Genomic DNA, 16,301 nt, shown 5'->3' with positions numbered 1-16,301 from the left:
CCAGTATGCCTTGCCCCGACATGGCTGCGGAAAAAAATTGCAAGAAAAATCCGGCAGATCGTGCCAAGGAGGGCCTTCAAAAGCGGAACTTAAAGAGGCACTTCGAATGACCGTTGGCACCCTGGCCGTCCTGATCAACAGCACGCAGCAGAACTGGCTGCCTGAGCGCTGGAAGGCCCGGTTCGACGCCGTCTGCGGCGGCCGCCGCGTGGTGCTGCTGCCCGATGCCGGGCTCGATCCGGCCGAGGTGCATTATGCCGCGGTGTGGAAGCCGGTGCCGGGCGACCTCGGCTCTTTCCCCAATCTGCGTGCGATCTTCAATCTGGGCGCCGGCGTCGACGCGCTGATGGCGGACAAGAGCCTTCCGAACGTGCCGCTGGTGCGCGTGGCCGTGCCTGATCTGACCGGCCGCATGACCGAATACGTCGTGCAGCACGTGCTGATGCACCACCGCCAGGAGCTTTATCTGCGCCAGTCGCAGCGCGAAAAGCGCTGGGAGCCGACCTATCAATGGCCAGCGAGCGCCGTCACGGTGGGTATCATGGGCCTGGGCACGCTCGGCACTGATGCGGCCGATGTGCTGCGGCGGCTTGGTTTCCGCGTCGCCGGCTGGAGCCGCAGCCCGCGTATCATCGCGGGTGTCGAATGTTTCCATGGCGCCGGGCAAATCGACGCGTTCCTGCGCACGACCGATATTCTCGTCAGCCTATTGCCGCTGACGCCTGATACACACGGCATCCTCAACCGCGACGTCTTCACCAAGCTCAACCGCAAGAGCCCGCTCGGTGCGCCCGTGCTGATCAACGCCGGCCGCGGCGGCCTCCAGAATGAAGCCGACATCCTGGCCTGCCTCGACGACGGCACGCTGGGCGCCGCCTCGCTCGACGTCTTCGTACAGGAGCCGCAGCCGGCGGACAGCCGGTTCTGGACCCATCCCAAGGTCTTGCTGACCCCGCACAACGCCGCCGACACCGACGCCGACGCGATCTCGGCCTATGTCGCCGAGCAGATCGCGCGGTTCGAGGCGTGTGGTGTGCTGGAGAACGTGGTGGACCGGACGCGGGGGTATTAGGCCGCACGCCTGAAAAAGGCACGACCGCTCCCTACCCTCCGTGTCGTCCTGGCGAAAGCCAGGACGACACCAGACTTCTTTGGTCACTCCGTCACCCCCGAAGGCACCCGCTCGGCCGGCATCCCGTTCACCCTCTCTTAGCGAGAAGTTGATAGGTCTCCTTAATCAACGCTCAACGAACGAGTCGGACATGCGCTTCACGCTCGGCCTCAGGATGCGGATCACGGTTGCGCTGGCGGTGACGGCGGCGGCGACCGCCCTGTTCGCCGTGCTCGGGGCGATGTGGATCATTTCCGGCATCATCGACCGGGCCGACCAGCGCGAGCTTCGCAGTCATTACGACGCGCTCCAGTCGCGAATTGCCGAGGAATCCCAGCGCGCCGCCGCCATGAGCGCCGTCGTCGCCGCGATGCCGGCAACGCAGGACGCGATGGCCAAACAGGATCGCAATGCCCTGATCAGCCTGTTCGGGCCGGTGTTTGCTGCGACCAAATCGGAGTACGGCGTCGAACAGTTCCAGTTCCACGTGGCGCCCGCGACCTCGTTCCTGCGCGTGCACCAGCCTGCTAAATTTGGCGACGACCTCTCGGGCTTCCGCAAAACCGTGATCATGGCCAACCAGGAGCGCAAGGTCGTGGTCGGCCTCGAGGGCGGCTTGGCTGGGCTCGGCATCCGCGGCGTCGTGCCGATCGCGCAAGGCGGCAAGCATCTCGGCTCAGTGGAGTTTGGCCTGACCTTCGGCCAGTCCTTCCTCGACGATTTCAAGACCAACCGCCATGTCGACATCGCCTTCCATCTCGCGGACGGCGGCGGCTTCAAGCTGTTCGGCGGCACGCTGAAGGGGAAGAGCTTCTTCGATGCGGCCGATTACGGCCGCGCCGCCGGCGGCGACTTCACGGTACGGCAGGCCAAGCTCGACACGACGCCGGTAGCGGCGCTGCTCGGACCGATCAGGGATTTTTCCGGCAAGCCGCTCGGCGCCGTCGAACTGGTGATGGACAATGCCGACTATGTGGCCTCCGCCGACCGTGCCTGGCTGCTGGCATTCGGCATCGCCGCGCTCGGGCTCGTGCTCGCCGCCATCGTCGGCTATCTCATCGCCCGCAGCATCTCGCGCCCGATCATTTCCATCACCAGCGTGATGCGCGAGCTGGCCGACGGACACCTCGATGTCACCATCCCCGTCAGCAAGGCGAATGACGAGGTCGGCGCGATGGTCAAGGCTGTCGCGGTGTTCCGCGACAACGCCGTCAACTTCAACCGGCTCCAGGCCGAACAGGCCGACACTAAGGCGCAATCCGAAGCGGAGAAGCGACGCGCGTTCGCCGCGCTCGCCGACAATTTCGAAGCCAGCATCCGCGAGGTCGTCACCACGGTCTCCTCGGCCGCGGTCGAGATGGAGAACACGGCGCGCTCGATGTCTGATATCGTCGAGCGGTCGCGGCAGCAGACCGGCACGGTGTCGTCGGCCTCGGCGCTCGCCTCGGAAAATGTGCAGACGGTCGCTGCCGCCGCGGAAGAGCTGTCGTCGTCCATGACCGAGATCAGCCGGCGCCTTGCGCACGCGACCGCGGTGGTCGGCAAAGCCGCGAGCGACGGACGACGGTCGAACGAGCGCGTGCAAAGTCTGGCCGACGCCGCGCAAAAAATCGGCGACGTCGTCTCCTTCATCAGCGGCATCGCCGAGCAAACCAATCTGCTGGCCCTCAACGCGACGATCGAGGCGGCGCGCGCGGGCGAAGCCGGCCGCGGCTTTGCGGTGGTTGCCTCCGAGGTGAAGGCGTTGGCAACCCAGACCGCCAAAGCGACCGAGGAGATCGGCGCCCAGGTCACGGCGGTACAAGGCGAGACCACCGGAGCAGTGGACGGCATCCAGTCGATCTGCGCAACGATCCAGGAGGTCGACGAGATCTCCGCCGCGATCGCCGCCGCCGTCGGCCAGCAGGGCACCGCAACGCAGGAGATCGCCCAGAACGTGCAGCAGGCAGCCGCCCGCACCGGCGAGGTCTCGCAAAACATCGCAGGCGTCACCGCCGGCATCGCCGCGACGGGAACAGCAGCGGAGGAGGTGCTGGGCTCCGCGATCGAGCTGTCAAAGCAATCGCAGCGGCTGCGGGACGAGGTGGACCGCTTCCTCGCGCATATTCGCGCGGCGTAGGCGGGCTACAGGGAGGAGCTGCGGCGCGACGGCGGCAACTCCGAATCTTCGCCAAACCAGATTCGGTGGCTAGGGGTCCTGGCTTTCGCCAGGACGACGTTAGCTCGCGCCACGCAACCGCCTAGCTCTTTCGTCCCACCATCACGTCGATCGCTCCCTTCACGATCGCCTCGAGCTCCTTCCGCGATACGCGGGCGCGCGACCGAATGGCAATTGAGTGCACCGTCGCAGATGCTAGCTGCGCCAGCACGGCGGGATCGGCGCTTTCGGGCAATTCGCCTTTCTCCTTGGCGCGGCGGAAGCAACTCGCAAACGCCTTGTCGAGTTCGTTAAGGCCATCGAGCACCATGGCGCGGATGTCGGGATCGCCGACCGCTTCGGAGGCCGCCGTGACCACGGTGAAGCAGCCGCGCGGGCCGGTTGCGCCGGACAGATAGATGTTCAGCGCGGACGCGAAGATACGCTCCAGCCGCTGGCGCACGGGCATCTCCTGGCGAAAGATCTCCACCATGGATGCGCGCGCGTCCTCACGGTAGCGCTGATAGCTCTTGATGTAGAGCTCGCGCTTGTCGCCGAAGGCGCCATAGAGGCTCGGGCGATTCATGCCGGTGGCTTCGCTGAGATCGTCGAGCGAGGTCGCGGCGAAACCCTGCGTGCGGAACAGGTCGAGCGCCTTGCCGAGCGCGACCTCGGGTTCGTAGGCGCGCGGACGGCCGCGGCGCTTGGGCTCAGTGGCAGCAGCTGGCGGCTTCGATTTTTGTACCATTTCGCAATTTAATCCTTGACCAATGCCATAATATGCAGGACAGTACAAAAATCAATCTGGCCAGGTTGAGCGCCACTCCAAAAGTCACATCGAAGAATTGCCCAAGGAGGCTCAAGATGGATCTTTATTTCTCGCCGCTCGCCTGTTCGATGGCGAGCCGCGTCGCGCTGTATGAAGCCGGCGCCGAAGCCAATTATCTCGAAGTCGATCCGCCGACCAAGACGGTGCTGAGCGACGGCACCGACTTTCGAACCGTGAACCCGATCGGCCTGGTGCCGACACTGCGGACGGACGACGGCGTGGTGCTGACCGAGAACGCCGCGATCCTGCAATATATCGCCGACCGCTTCCCGCAATCGGGTCTCGGAGCCGCAGCGGGCATCGAGCGCACGCGACTGCATCAATGGCTCTGCTTCATCGGCACCGAGCTGCACAAGGGCCTGTTCATCCCGGTGCTCGACCGCAAGGCGCCGCAGGAGACGAAAGCCTACGCGCTGGAGAAGAACCTGTCGCGGCTGGACTATCTCGACAATTACCTGAAGGGGCGCGACTTCCTGCTCGACCAATTCAGCGTCGCCGACGCCTATCTCGTCACGGTCATCAACTGGACCATGGCGACGCCGCTGATCGAGCTCGCCAAATGGCCGAACGTGAAGGCCTATTACGAACGCCTGCGTCAACGGCCCTCGATCGCCAAGGCGATCGCGGAAGAGTTCGAGCTGTACAAGGCCGAGCAGGCGCGGAAGAAGGCCGCGGCGTAAGCTTTGACGATTGAGGCGCGCCGTCCCGGCTGAGCGGCCGGGACGGCGCAATCTATCCGTACAACACCCTCGGCAGGATCGTGACGATGCCGGGCCAGAGCGTCAGCAGCAGCACGAATCCGACCATGATGAGGAGATAGGGCATCGTGACGCGCGCGATGTAGCCGAGGCCGTCGTCGGTCAGGCCTTGGATCACGAACAGGTTGAAGCCGACCGGCGGCGTGATCTGGGCCATCTCGACCGCGAGCACGAGGAAGATGCCGAACCAGATCTCGTCGAAGCCCGCGCCCTTCACGATCGGCAGCACGATCGGCAGCGTCATCACGATCATCGAGAAGCCATCGAGGAAACAGCCGAGGATCAGATAAAAGATAATCAGCACCACGATCAGCATGAACGGCGATAGCCCCAAGCCCTTCACGAAGGCGGCGACTGCCTGCGGGATGCCGAGGAAGGCCGCGGCGTTGCCGAGGATCGAGGCGCCGAGCACGATCAGCGCGATCATCGAACAGGTCACGACCGAGCCGATCAGCACGTCACGCATCACCTGCTGCGACATCGAGCCCTGCGCCCAGGCGACCAGCGCCGCGCCGAACACGCCGACCGCGGCGGCCTCCGACGGCGTCGCCAGCCCGCCATACATCGAGCCGAGCACGCAGGCGATCAGGAACAGCGCCGGCGCGAGGTCCTTGAGCGCCGCAAACCGTTCGCGCCATGGCACTTGCGAGAGCTTGGCTTCCGCCTCCGGCACCATGCCGGGGTTAAGGGTCGTGTGCAGCATCACCCACCCCATGAAGGTGGCGGCCAGCAGCAGTCCGGGCAGCACCCCGGCCGTGAACAGTTTCAGGATCGAGACGTCGCCGAGCACGCCGTAGATGATCATGATGTTGGATGGCGGGATCAAAAAGCCGAGCGTGCCGGCGCCGGCGAGCGAGCCGATCGCGATGTCGCGGGAATAGCCGCGGCGCAGCAGTTCGTTCAGGGACATGCGGCCGATCACCTGCGTCGTCGCCGCCGACGAGCCGGAGATTGCGGCGAAGATGGTGCAGCCGATCACGTTCACATGCAGAAGACGACCCGGCAAAAGCCCCGCCCAGGGCGCGAGCCCCTGGAACAGAGAACGTGACAGACGGGTGCGAAACAGCAACTCGCCCATCAGGATGAACAGCGGCAGCGCCAGCAGTTCCTGCGTCGTCAAGATGTTCCAGGCGTATTGCGGCAGCAGCTTGTCGAGCGGGATTGAGCGGAACATCGCCAGCAGCAGCGTTGCGGTGAGCGCAAGCGTCAGGCCGATCCATACGCCGCATGCCAGAAGCGCAAACAGGATCCCGAAGAGAGCAACGACTTCGATGGTCATGGTATCCGGTGTCTGCTGGCTGGCGCGTGGGCGATCATTCGACGGGCGAGGCCTTCATGCGGTGGTCCTCCAGCGGCAGGCCGAGCACGGCCTGGATCACGCGCGCCAGGAACTGCAGCGTCAGCAGCAGCATGCCGAAGGTGACGACGGCCTGTGGAAACCACAGCGGGGTGTCGCTCGAGGTCGAGACCTGGCCGCGCACATAGGCGCCGAAGGCGAACTTCGCCATCGATGATGTCAGGAAGGCCATGAAGGCGAAGCCGGCGGCGGCCGACAGGATTTCGATCGCGCGCTGAAACGGAGCGGGGACGTTCTTCAGCAGCAGCACGACACGGATATGGCCGCCGACGCGCAGGGTCATGGCGGCGCCGAAGGTGAAGGACGCCGCCATCAGATAGGAGGAATACTCCCACGCGATCGAGATTGTGGGCGGAAATAACGGCAGGAAGTTCGAGAGGAAGCGCGTTGCGACCTCGCACAGCATCAGCAGCGTCAGCATCAAGAGGCAGCCGCCACCGATCCAGCCGTCCAGCCGGCCAAGACGGTCGATGCCGTCGAGCAGGATGCGCAGCGGCGCCGGCGCCGCCGCGTTGAGACTATGGGACGACGCAGGCAAAACATCCGCCACTGCAAGTCCTCAGCGCTTCATTTCGGCGAGATAGGCCCGCACCGGCTTGTCGGCCGCCGGCACGCGCTTGACGAAAGCGTCGAGCTGCGGCGCCGTCTTGGCGCGAATGTCCGTGATCATGGCATCCGAGACCGGCACCACCTCCATGCCGCCTTCCTTGAGCCGGTTGAGGCTGTCGACGTCCGCCTTGAGCGAGTTCGCCCAGAAGCCCGGCTCCATCTTCGCGGCAATGCCGGCGACGAGCTGCTGCTGATCGGCACTCAGCGCCTTCCAGGAATCGAGGTTGACGGTGAGCATCTGCGACGACCAGACGTGGTTGGTCGGGTAGATGTATTTCAGGAATTCCCAGAATTTTCCGTCGACGCCCGACACCGACGAGGTGGATACGCCGGAGACCGCGCCCGACGCCAGCGCCGGGATGGTCTCGCCCCACGGAATCATCACCGGCGCCATGCCGACCACGGCCAGCATGTCGACGGCGTTCTTGTCGGGCACGCGGATCTTGATGTTCTTCAAGCCGTCGACATCGGCGACCTTGACCTTGAGATGCAGATATTGCGTCGGCCAGGGCACGATGTAGAGGATCTTCTGGTTGTTGCGCGCGGCGACCTTCTCGTATTCGGGCCGCACGTATTTGTGCAGCACCTTCAATTCGTCCATGGAGCCGCAGAGAAAGGGAATGCTTTCGACGCCCATGAAGGGTTCGTCGCCGACCTGCTGAATATTGAGGACATCGGCGAGCGGCACCAGACCGTCGCGGACGGCGCGCAGATGCTCGGGGCCCTTGAAGCCGAGCTGTCCACCGGCCTTCACGGTGATCGCGACCGAGCCAGCCGTCTGCTTCTTCACCTCTTCCGCGAAGGCAAACGCGTTCTGGGTGTGGAAATTGCCGTCGGGCCATACCGTCGACATGTCCCAGCTTACCGTCGCCGCTCGCGCGCGGGTCGAGATGTGGCCGGCTGCGAGCAGCGTCGCTGCGCCCGCGGTAAAAGTCCGTCGCGTGATCATTGAGCCCCTCCGTTTGCTACGCGCACGGCGCCTGAAGCGTCATCGCGTGTGCCCATAAATTTCAACCGCATTGTCGGCAGACACGAGGCCGCTTTCGATGTCGTCGTTGACGGCTGTCGGCGCGCGCTCCCGGGGATCGCCGATGCCGGCGCCGCCTGGTGTCAGCACCACCAGCCGGTCGTCCGGCGGCACCTGCTGAAAGCCTTTTCCACGCAGCTTCTTGCCGGACTTCAGGCCGACATAGCCGGCCTCGCCGTTCTTGCCGCCATCACGTCCGCGTGGCGGATGATCGATGCGATCGAATGCCGCCAGGATGTCGAACGGCGCATCGACACCGCTGCCGACCTCGATGATCTGGCCGAGGCCCCCGCGGGTTCGCCCTGCCCCGCCGGAATCCGGACGCAGTTCCTTGCGCCAGAAGATCAGCGGCGTCTGCGTCTCGGCGATCTCAACCGGCGTGCCGCGCACGCCGCTGGGATAGGCGGTCGCCGACAGCCCGTCCTTCGCGAAGCGCGCGCCGGTCCCGCCATTGGAGGTCACCGCCATCGAAAATCCGTAATTGCCGCCGGCGCCCGAGCGGGTCTGGCCGCGCACGTTGAGATTCCACAGGCACGAGGTGCCTTCCGCGGGCACGCGCTCGGGAATGATCTGGCGCAGGCAGCCGAACACGACATCGGGCAGCATCTGGCCGATGATGTGGCGCGAGGCGACCGGCGCCGGCTTTGGCGCATTGAGGATCGCGCCTTTGGGAGCCGACACCGTCAGTGGCGAGAGCGAACCGGCATTGTTCGGAATCTGGGAGGCGACGACGCAGCCGAGACCGAACACGGTGTAAGCGATGGTGTAGGACAGAGGCACGTTGATGCCGAACCTGGACGCGGCCGAGGTGCCGTCGAAGTCGACGTGGATGCCTTCGTCCGAGATCGTCAGCACGGCGGCCAGCGTGACCGGCTCATCATAGCCGTCGACCACCATGGTGTTGCGCCAGCTGCCTTTCGGCAGTTTGGCGATCTCGGCCAGCACGGCCTCGCGCGAGCGGTCGCAGATGTAGTCGCCGAGCGCATCGAGCGAGTCGATGCCGAACTCCGTCATCATCTCGACCAGGCGCTCGCAGCCGACGTCGTTGCAGCCGGCGAGCGAATAGGTATCGCCCTCGGTGTCGATCGGCAGCCGCGTGTTGGTGCGGATCATCGCCATCAGCGTCTCGTTGACGACGCCCTGGTCGATCAGCTTCAGCATGGGGATGTAGAGCCCCTCCATGAACACGTCGGTGGCGTCGGGTCCGAAGCCGATGCCGCCGATGTCCATGAGATGGCTGGTGCAGGAAAACAGCGCGACCGGCTTGCCGTCCTTGAAGCAGGGCGTGGTGACGACGAAATCGTTGAGATGGCCGGTGCCCATCCAGGGATCGTTGGTGATGTAGGCGTCGCCCTCCTTCATCGTCTCGATCGGAAAGTGGGCGATGAAGTGCTTGACCGATTCCGCCATCGAGTTGACGTGGCCGGGCGTGCCGGTCACCGCCTGCGCCAGCATCCGTCCCTTGAGGTCGAACACGCCGGCCGAGAGGTCGCCGCATTCGCGCACGATCGGGCTGAAGGCCGTGCGGAGCAGCACCTGCGCCTGCTCCTCGACCACGGCGATCAGCCGGTGCCACATGATCTGAAGGTCGATCAGGCTCGCGCCGCTTGCCTTGCTCATGATCAGGCCGCCTTCCGTTCCATGACGATGCTGCCGGCACCGTCGATATGGGCATCAAAACTGTTGGAGACGAACGTCGAGGTCTCGTCCTCCGCGATCACGGCGGGACCTGCAATCGTCGCGCCTGGCGCCATGTCCTCGCGGCGATAGAGCGGGATCTCGATCACCTCCCCGACCCGGCCATCGAAGAACTTGCGGCTGCCGGTCGCCTTCCCGGCGGGCTTGCGCGTAACGGTTGCGACAATAGGCGGATTGCGCGCCTCGGTCGTCGCAAGCACCGACCAGCTCAAGACCTCGATCGCCGCACCCGGGATCGGCCGCTCGAACATCACCGCATAATCCGCCTCGAACTTCTGACGCAGGCCGGCCAGATCGGCCGTCGCCAGCCGCCGGTTCGGCAGTTCGATCGAGATCTCATGGCCTTGACCGACATAGCGCATGAAGGCCGCGCGGCGCTCGCGGACCGGCGCGCCTGCCGCACCCGTCTCGACCAGCGCACGCGCTTCGGTCACCATCTCCTGGAGCAGATCGGAGACCCCTTCGGTGTCGAAATCGTCGAGCCGCACATGACGGCTGCGCACCAGCTCGTAGGCGATCGGAGCCGCGAGGAAGCCAACGGCCGAGCCGACGCCGGCATTGGAAGGAACGATCACGCGGGAGACACCGATCTTCTCGGCGACGCGCGCCGCATGCAGAGGCGCCGCGCCGCCGAAGGCGATCAGCGTGTGCTGACCGACAATCTCACCGCGCTCGACCGTATGCACGCGCGCCGCGCTCGCCATGTTCTCGCAGACGACCTCGTGCACGGCATAGGCCGCAGTCTCTGCCGACAGACCCAGCGGCTCGCCGACGCTGCGCAGCAGCGCCTGCTTCGAGAGTTCAGGGTCGAGCTTGATCGTGCCACCCGCGAAGTCGTCCGGATCGATCATGCCGAGCGCGACGTCGGCATCCGTCACGGCCGGGCGCAGGCCGCCGCGGCCGTAGCAGGCGGGCCCGGGCTCCGACGAGGCACTCTCAGGACCGACCGTGACGCGCTTCATCGCATCGACATGGGCGATCGAGCCGCCGCCGGCGCCGATCTCGACCATCTCGATCACGGGAATCCGCACCGGCAGACCCGAACCTTTCAGGAAGCGCGCTGCGCGATCGACCTCGAACACGCGCGAGGTCTCGGGCTGGTATTTTTCGATCAGACAGATCTTTGCCGTGGTACCGCCCATATCGAAGGACAGCACCTTGCTCTCGCCGAGACGCGCCGCGATCTGCGCCGCGAAAATGGCGCCGCCGGCAGGACCGGATTCGACGAGGCGCACCGGAAAGCGCCGCGCCGTCTCGATCGAGGTGACACTGCCGCCGGAGGTGACGAGATAGATCGCGCCGCGGTACTGCTCGACCTGCAAGGCGTCGGACATGCGAGCGAGATAACCATCGATTAGCGGCTGCACATAGGCGTTGGCCACTGCAGTCGATGTGCGCTCATATTCGCGGATCTCCGGGCACACCGCGGACGATACGGTCACGGAAATGCCGGGCATCTCCTCACTGATGATCGCGGCCGTGCGGCGCTCGTGCTCGGGATTGGCGTAGGAGTGCAGGAACGCGATTGCGACGCTCTCGACGTTCAGCGCGCGCAATCTTGGCGCGAGCGCGCGCACCGCCGCTTCGTCCAACGGGAGGCGGACGGCGCCATGCGCGTCGATGCGCTCGGGCACGGTGAAGCGCAGGGATCGCGGCGCCAGCGGCTTCGGCTTATCGATGGAGAGGTCATACTGGTCGTAGCGGCTCTCGGTGCCGATATCGAGCACGTCGCGAAAGCCCTCGGTCGCGATCAACGCCGTCTTGGCGCCGCGACGCTCGATGATGGCGTTGGTCGCGAGCGTCGTGCCGTGAATGAAGACGTCGATGTCGCTGATATAGGCGCGCGCATCAGCGAGAATGAGCCGCATGCCGTCCAGCACCGCCTCTTCCGGCCGCTGCGGCGTCGTCAGCAATTTGCGCGTCTTGCGCACCTCGCCCACGTCCAGCACGATGTCGGTGAACGTGCCACCGATATCGACGGCAAGCCGCACCTCGGCTCCCTCAAGCATTCCAAACTCTCCGTGCTGATCGTCAAGACCGAGGACAAAAGCGGAGCAATTTCCATGCCATGGATGACAGGAACATGCTGCCGTCCAGCTATTCTGCTTGGCACCCATGCAATAGGCAAGGCGTGTTCGCAGGCCGCGCGATCAGAGCAGGAATGCAAGCGCCGCTTCGCAGCGCTCCTCGACCTTCAGCGTGAGGAGATCATCGGCGCGGGTGCGTCCGAGATTGACCGCAGCGATCGGGATTTGCCGTTGCGCGGCCGCCTGCACGAAGCGGAAACCGGAATAGACCATCAGTGACGAGCCGACGATGAGCATGGCGTCCGCCTGCGCCAGATGATCCTGCGCGGTCACGACCACGTCGCGCGGGACGGTCTCGCCGAAGAACACGACGTCGGGCTTGAGGATGCCGCCGCAGGATTCGCAGGCCGGCACCTTGAACGACGAAAAATCCGCATGCTCCAGGTCCGCATCGCCGTCGGGCGCATCGGCCGCGTCGAGCGTCAACCATTCCGCATTGGCGTGGCCGAGCGTCTCCTGGAATTCGCTCCGCGGGGTCTTTTGACCGCAGCCCATGCAGCGGACCAGATCGAGCCGGCCGTGCAGGTCGATCACCTGGCGGTGGCCGGCGGATTGATGCAGCCGGTCGACGTTCTGGGTCAGCAGCATTCCGCAACGCCCGCTCGCCTCGAGCCGGGCGAGCGCGTGATGCGCATCGTTCGGCCTCGCCTGGCCGAACCGCCGCCAGCCGATCAGGCTGCGCGCCCAATAGCGCCGACGCGTATGCTCTTCCGACATGAAAGCCTGGAAGTTCACCGGCTGGGTCCGCTTCCAGTTGCCGTGACTGTCGCGATAATCGGGGATGCCCGAATTGGTGCTGCAGCCAGCGCCGGTCAGCACGAACAGATTTTCGTGCCGTCCGACGAAATCGCGGAGCGGATGATTTGCCATGACGCAGATGTAGTCTGCGCAGGCCGGTTTTGCCAGATGGCGAGGAAGCCCGCTAGCTTGCCCAGTTCTCGCGGAATTCGGGAAACAGCGTCAGACCTCCGCACGCATAGATGGTCTGCCCCGTGATGTAGCTGGCCTCATCCGAGGCGAGGAAGGCGAACACGCCGGCGATCTCCTCCGGCGTGCCGACACGGCCGAGCGGAATGTGGCTGGTGACCACACCGCGCTTTTCCGGATCGCCGGTCCAGGCCGCGTTGATTGGGGTGTCGATCGCGCCTGGACCGACCGCATTGACGCGAATGCCGCGGCCGGCGAATTCGAGTGCCAGCGTGCGTGTCAGATTGGCCATGCCGCCCTTGCTGATGGAATAGGCGAGGTAGCCGGGTTTCGGGATGATCTGGTGGACGCTGGAGCAATTGATGATGCTGCCGCCTGCGCCGCGCGCAACGAAATGCGCGAGCGCCTTCTGGGCGCAGAGCACGGCGCCGTTGAGATTGACGTCGATGATGCGGCGATAGGTGTCGATGTCGAGCGCCTCGCTCGGCGATTCCCGCTGGAAGCCCGCATTGTTGACCAGGCAGTCGAGACGCTTCCAGCGCGCCAGGATCGTCTCGAACATCGCGGCTACGTCCTGCTCGTTGCTGACGTCGGCCCTGACGACGACATGGTCGAGCTTGCCGTGGCCGCGATCGCTCGATGCCGTACGCGCGTACGCGAGCACCTCCTCTGCCTTTTCCGGATGATCGACATAGTTGATGGCAACGGTCGCGCCTTCCTGGGCAAGCCGAATGGCGACGGCGCGGCCGATGCCTTGCGAGGCGCCCGTCACCAGCGCGTATTGGCCGACGAGGCGCGAAGAAAAGGTGGTCGAGCGGTCGGTATGTGGCATCGTTCTTCTCCGGGGACACATCAACATGGAGGGAACCGGCGTTTTGTTCCATCCGTCGGCGCACCGCTGGGATTCACTCCTAGCGGCGAGCCAGTCGCGAAGTCAGGATCTGGTACAGGATGATGGCGCCAAAGGTTGCGGTGCCGATCCCGCCGATCGTGAAGGCGCCGAATTTGAGCGTGAGGTCGCCGGCGCCTGCGGTGAGCGCGACCGCGACGGTGATCAGGTTTGCCGGACTTGAGAAGTCGACCTTGTTCTCGACCCAGATCCGGCCGGCCATTGCGGCGATCAACCCGAACAGCACGATCGAGAGCCCACCGATGACGGGACCCGGGATCGACAGGACCAGCGCGCCGAATTTCGGCGAGAAGCCGAGCACGATCGACACCATCGCCGCGAAGGCAAACAGCAAGGTCGAATAGACCTTCGTCGCCGCCATGACGCCGATGTTTTCGGCATAGGTGGTGACGCCGGTGCCGCCGCCGCAGGCGGCCACCATGGTCGCGAGGCTGTCGGCAAGCAAGGCGCGGCCGAGATAGTCATCGAGGCTCCGGCCCGTCATGGCGCCGACGGCCTTGATGTGACCGAGGTTCTCGGCGACGAGAATGATCGCGACCGGCGCGATCAGGACGATTGCATCGGCCTGGAAGGTCGGCGTGGTAAAACTCGGCAGGCCGATCCGCGACGCAGCCGAAACTTGCGTGAAGTCGATCGGCCTGCCGAAGCCGAGGCCGTTCGCGAACAGCAGGTACAAAAGATATCCGCCGATCGCGCCGAGAATGATCGGCAGGCGGCGCCACAGGCCAGGCGCGCCAACGGCAACCACGCCGATGATCAGAACGGTCGCGAGCCCGATTCCTGTGTCGAACGCATTGGCGCTCACTGCCTTGACCGCCACCGGCGCGAGGTTGAGGCCGATCGCGGCGACCACAGCGCCGGTGACGACCGGCGGCAACAGCTTCTCGATCCAGCCAACCCCCGACCACATCACGACCAGCGCGATCAGGCCATAGAGGACGCCGGCTCCTACGATGCCGCCAAGCGCAACCGACAGGTTCGGGTTCGGCCCGTGCCCGGCATAGCCTGTGGCGGCGATCACGACCGCGATGAACGCGAAGCTCGAGCCGAGATAGCTCGGCACGCGCCCCGCGACGATGACGAAGAAGATCAGCGTGCCGATGCCGGAAAACAGCACCGCAACATTGGGATCGAACCCCATCAGCAGCGGCGCGATGATCGTCGAGCCCGACATTGCGACGCAATGCTGGAGACCGGAGACGACGGTCTGGCCAAGCGGCAGCCGCTGCTCGGGCATGATCACGCCGGAGGACTTCAGAATCCAACGCGGAAAATAGCCTTGCGCTCGCTCATCGGAGCCCGTTGCAATCGGCATGTTCCCCCCAGTTGCGGTGCAGCGACCGATCTTCGTGCGAACAGACAAAAATGTGATTGTCGCTTCTGCAGCGGCCATCACATGATGCAAATCAAACAAGATCAATACGTCCGGGTCCTATTCTATGACACAGATTGCGATCCAGCCAGCCGTCCACCGCCGGCACCAGCCCTGGTACAAGATCCTCTACATTCAGGTGCTGATCGCGATCGCACTCGGGGTGCTCGTCGGCTATTTCTATCCCGATCTCGGCAAGGCCCTGAAGCCGCTCGGTGACGGTTTCATCGCGCTGATCAAGATGATGATCGCGCCGGTGATCTTCTGCACCGTGGTGCACGGCATCTCCTCGATGGGCGACCTCAAGCGCGTCGGTCGGGTCGGGCTGAAGTCGCTGATCTATTTCGAGACGGTCTCGACCGTGGCGCTCGCGGTCGGCCTGCTGGTCGGCGAGGTGCTCCAGCCCGGGCACGGCTTCAACATCGATCCCGCCACGATTGACCCGAAATCGGTGGCGACCTACGTCACCAAGGCCAAGGAAGAAGGCATCGTCGCCCATCTGATGGCGATCATCCCCGACAGCTATCTGGGCGCCATCGCACGCGGCGATCTGTTGCAGGTGCTACTGATCTCGATCCTGTCGGGCTTCGCCATCGCGTTCCTCGGCAAGGCCGGCGAGCCCATTGCGGAGGCGATCGACAAGGCCGCAAAGATGTTCTTCGGCATCATCCGCATCATCGTGCGCGTCGCCCCGATCGGAGCGTTCGGCGCGATGGCGTTCACCGTCGGTGCCTACGGCCTCGGTTCGCTGCTCAACCTCGCGGCCCTGATCGGCACGTTCTATCTCACCAGCATCCTGTTCGTTGTGGTCGTGCTCGGCGCAATCGCGCGGCTCGCCGGCTTCTCGATCTTGCGTTTCATCGCCTACATCAAGGACGAGCTGCTGATCGTGCTCGGCACCTCGTCATCAGAAACGGTGCTGCCGCAGATGATCCAGAAGATGGAGCATCTCGGCGCCTCGCGTTCGGTGGTCGGCCTCGTCATTCCGACCGGTTACAGCTTCAACCTCGACGGCACCAACATCTACATGACGCTGGCAACGCTGTTCCTGGCGCAGGCGACCAATACCCATCTGACCATCTGGCAGGAGCTCGGCATTCTCGGCATCGCCATGATCACCTCGAAGGGCGCCTCTGGCGTGACGGGAGCGGGCTTCATCACGCTGGCGGCGACGCTCTCGATCGTGCCCGACATCCCGATCCAGTCGATTGCGATCCTTGTCGGCATCGACAAGTTCATGAGCGAGTGCCGCGCGCTGACCAATCTGATCGGCAACGGCGTCGCCTGTGTCGTCATCAGCATCTCCGAAGGCGAGCTCGACCGCGATGCGCTGCACGAGACCATGGCCCATCCGCTGGAGATGGGTGAGGCGCTCGAACCGGGCGGCAGCGCCGCCTCCTAGGCCGCGCGCAGGTTGGGCGGCGTCCGGTTCCAACGCGGTAGTTTCCCGGAGTGGTAAATTGGAGCGACGCGAGTCAC

The 16,301-nt window shown here is 64.8% G+C and carries 13 protein-coding genes; 4 read left to right on the top strand and 9 right to left on the bottom strand.

Annotated features, from left to right (window positions below; translation table 11 throughout):
- Positions 1-106: 106 nt before the first annotated feature.
- A complete protein-coding gene (locus RX329_RS07690; protein ID WP_018453772.1) occupies positions 107-1,072 on the top strand; it encodes a 2-hydroxyacid dehydrogenase in 966 nt (321 codons plus the stop codon).
- 190 nt (positions 1,073-1,262) lie between these two features.
- Entirely contained in the window at positions 1,263-3,230 is a 1,968-nt protein-coding gene (locus RX329_RS07685; RefSeq protein ID WP_085384890.1) for a methyl-accepting chemotaxis protein, read from the top strand.
- 121 nt (positions 3,231-3,351) lie between these two features.
- On the opposite strand, the gene RX329_RS07680 is transcribed toward RX329_RS07685, so the two are convergent.
- Entirely contained in the window at positions 3,352-3,996 is a 645-nt protein-coding gene (locus tag RX329_RS07680) for a TetR/AcrR family transcriptional regulator (RefSeq protein WP_085348913.1), read from the bottom strand.
- Between the two features lie 116 nt (positions 3,997-4,112).
- Here RX329_RS07680 and RX329_RS07675 point away from each other — a divergent pair, with 116 nt between their 5' ends.
- A complete protein-coding gene (locus RX329_RS07675) occupies positions 4,113-4,757 on the top strand; it encodes a glutathione binding-like protein (RefSeq protein ID WP_085348914.1) in 645 nt (214 codons plus the stop codon).
- 52 nt (positions 4,758-4,809) lie between these two features.
- Here RX329_RS07675 and RX329_RS07670 read toward each other — a convergent pair whose 3' ends face one another.
- The 8 genes from RX329_RS07670 to RX329_RS07635 all read right to left on the bottom strand — a co-directional run bounded on the left by RX329_RS07670 (position 4,810) and on the right by RX329_RS07635 (position 14,765).
- Positions 4,810-6,114 (bottom strand): TRAP transporter large permease, encoded by a 1,305-nt coding sequence (locus RX329_RS07670; RefSeq protein ID WP_085348915.1) that lies wholly within the window; start codon positions 6,112-6,114, stop codon positions 4,810-4,812.
- A gap of 34 nt (positions 6,115-6,148) precedes the next feature.
- Complete coding sequence (locus RX329_RS07665; protein WP_317245599.1) at positions 6,149-6,742, bottom strand: TRAP transporter small permease; 594 nt, start codon at positions 6,740-6,742, stop codon at positions 6,149-6,151.
- A 9-nt stretch (positions 6,743-6,751) separates the two neighbouring features.
- Positions 6,752-7,750, bottom strand: coding sequence for a TRAP transporter substrate-binding protein (locus RX329_RS07660; RefSeq protein ID WP_018453766.1), 999 nt, complete (start codon positions 7,748-7,750; stop codon positions 6,752-6,754).
- 39 nt (positions 7,751-7,789) lie between these two features.
- Positions 7,790-9,448, bottom strand: coding sequence for a hydantoinase B/oxoprolinase family protein (locus RX329_RS07655; protein ID WP_085359478.1), 1,659 nt, complete (start codon positions 9,446-9,448; stop codon positions 7,790-7,792).
- Between the two features lie 2 nt (positions 9,449-9,450).
- A complete protein-coding gene (locus RX329_RS07650; protein ID WP_085359480.1) occupies positions 9,451-11,535 on the bottom strand; it encodes a hydantoinase/oxoprolinase family protein in 2,085 nt (694 codons plus the stop codon).
- A 141-nt stretch (positions 11,536-11,676) separates the two neighbouring features.
- On the bottom strand, positions 11,677-12,483 hold the full coding sequence (locus RX329_RS07645; RefSeq protein WP_085348919.1) for an NAD-dependent protein deacetylase: 807 nt from the start codon (positions 12,481-12,483) through the stop codon (positions 11,677-11,679).
- Between the two features lie 52 nt (positions 12,484-12,535).
- Positions 12,536-13,372 carry an SDR family oxidoreductase gene (locus RX329_RS07640; protein ID WP_085359482.1) on the bottom strand — a complete coding sequence of 279 codons (837 nt, stop codon included), beginning with the start codon at positions 13,370-13,372 and terminating at the stop codon, positions 12,536-12,538.
- 79 nt (positions 13,373-13,451) lie between these two features.
- Positions 13,452-14,765, bottom strand: a complete 1,314-nt coding sequence (locus RX329_RS07635; protein ID WP_085359484.1) for a solute carrier family 23 protein — start codon at positions 14,763-14,765, stop codon at positions 13,452-13,454.
- 124 nt (positions 14,766-14,889) lie between these two features.
- Between RX329_RS07635 and RX329_RS07630 the strand changes: the two genes are divergently transcribed.
- Positions 14,890-16,224 (top strand): dicarboxylate/amino acid:cation symporter, encoded by a 1,335-nt coding sequence (locus tag RX329_RS07630; RefSeq protein WP_085359486.1) that lies wholly within the window; start codon positions 14,890-14,892, stop codon positions 16,222-16,224.
- The last annotated feature ends 77 nt before the right edge of the window (positions 16,225-16,301 follow it).

The sequence above is a fragment of the Bradyrhizobium sp. BWC-3-1 genome, from assembly GCF_032917965.1.
In the GTDB taxonomy this organism is placed as follows: Bacteria; Pseudomonadota; Alphaproteobacteria; order Rhizobiales; family Xanthobacteraceae; genus Bradyrhizobium; species Bradyrhizobium canariense_D.
Note: the sequence above shows the minus strand (reverse complement) of the source record. Positions and strands in the feature narration are given on the sequence as shown.

Coding starts and splice junctions, on each gene's coding strand:
- RX329_RS07690 (WP_018453772.1), top strand. CDS start 107: ATGACCGTTGGCACCCTGGCCGTCCTGATCAACAGCACGCAGCAGAAC.
- RX329_RS07670 (WP_085348915.1), bottom strand. CDS start 6,114: ATGACCATCGAAGTCGTTGCTCTCTTCGGGATCCTGTTTGCGCTTCTG.
- RX329_RS07650 (WP_085359480.1), bottom strand. CDS start 11,535: ATGCTTGAGGGAGCCGAGGTGCGGCTTGCCGTCGATATCGGTGGCACG.
- RX329_RS07675 (WP_085348914.1), top strand. CDS start 4,113: ATGGATCTTTATTTCTCGCCGCTCGCCTGTTCGATGGCGAGCCGCGTC.
- RX329_RS07680 (WP_085348913.1), bottom strand. CDS start 3,996: ATGGTACAAAAATCGAAGCCGCCAGCTGCTGCCACTGAGCCCAAGCGC.
- RX329_RS07645 (WP_085348919.1), bottom strand. CDS start 12,483: ATGGCAAATCATCCGCTCCGCGATTTCGTCGGACGGCACGAAAATCTG.
- RX329_RS07630 (WP_085359486.1), top strand. CDS start 14,890: ATGACACAGATTGCGATCCAGCCAGCCGTCCACCGCCGGCACCAGCCC.
- RX329_RS07660 (WP_018453766.1), bottom strand. CDS start 7,750: ATGATCACGCGACGGACTTTTACCGCGGGCGCAGCGACGCTGCTCGCA.
- RX329_RS07655 (WP_085359478.1), bottom strand. CDS start 9,448: ATGAGCAAGGCAAGCGGCGCGAGCCTGATCGACCTTCAGATCATGTGG.
- RX329_RS07635 (WP_085359484.1), bottom strand. CDS start 14,765: ATGCCGATTGCAACGGGCTCCGATGAGCGAGCGCAAGGCTATTTTCCG.
- RX329_RS07640 (WP_085359482.1), bottom strand. CDS start 13,372: ATGCCACATACCGACCGCTCGACCACCTTTTCTTCGCGCCTCGTCGGC.
- RX329_RS07685 (WP_085384890.1), top strand. CDS start 1,263: ATGCGCTTCACGCTCGGCCTCAGGATGCGGATCACGGTTGCGCTGGCG.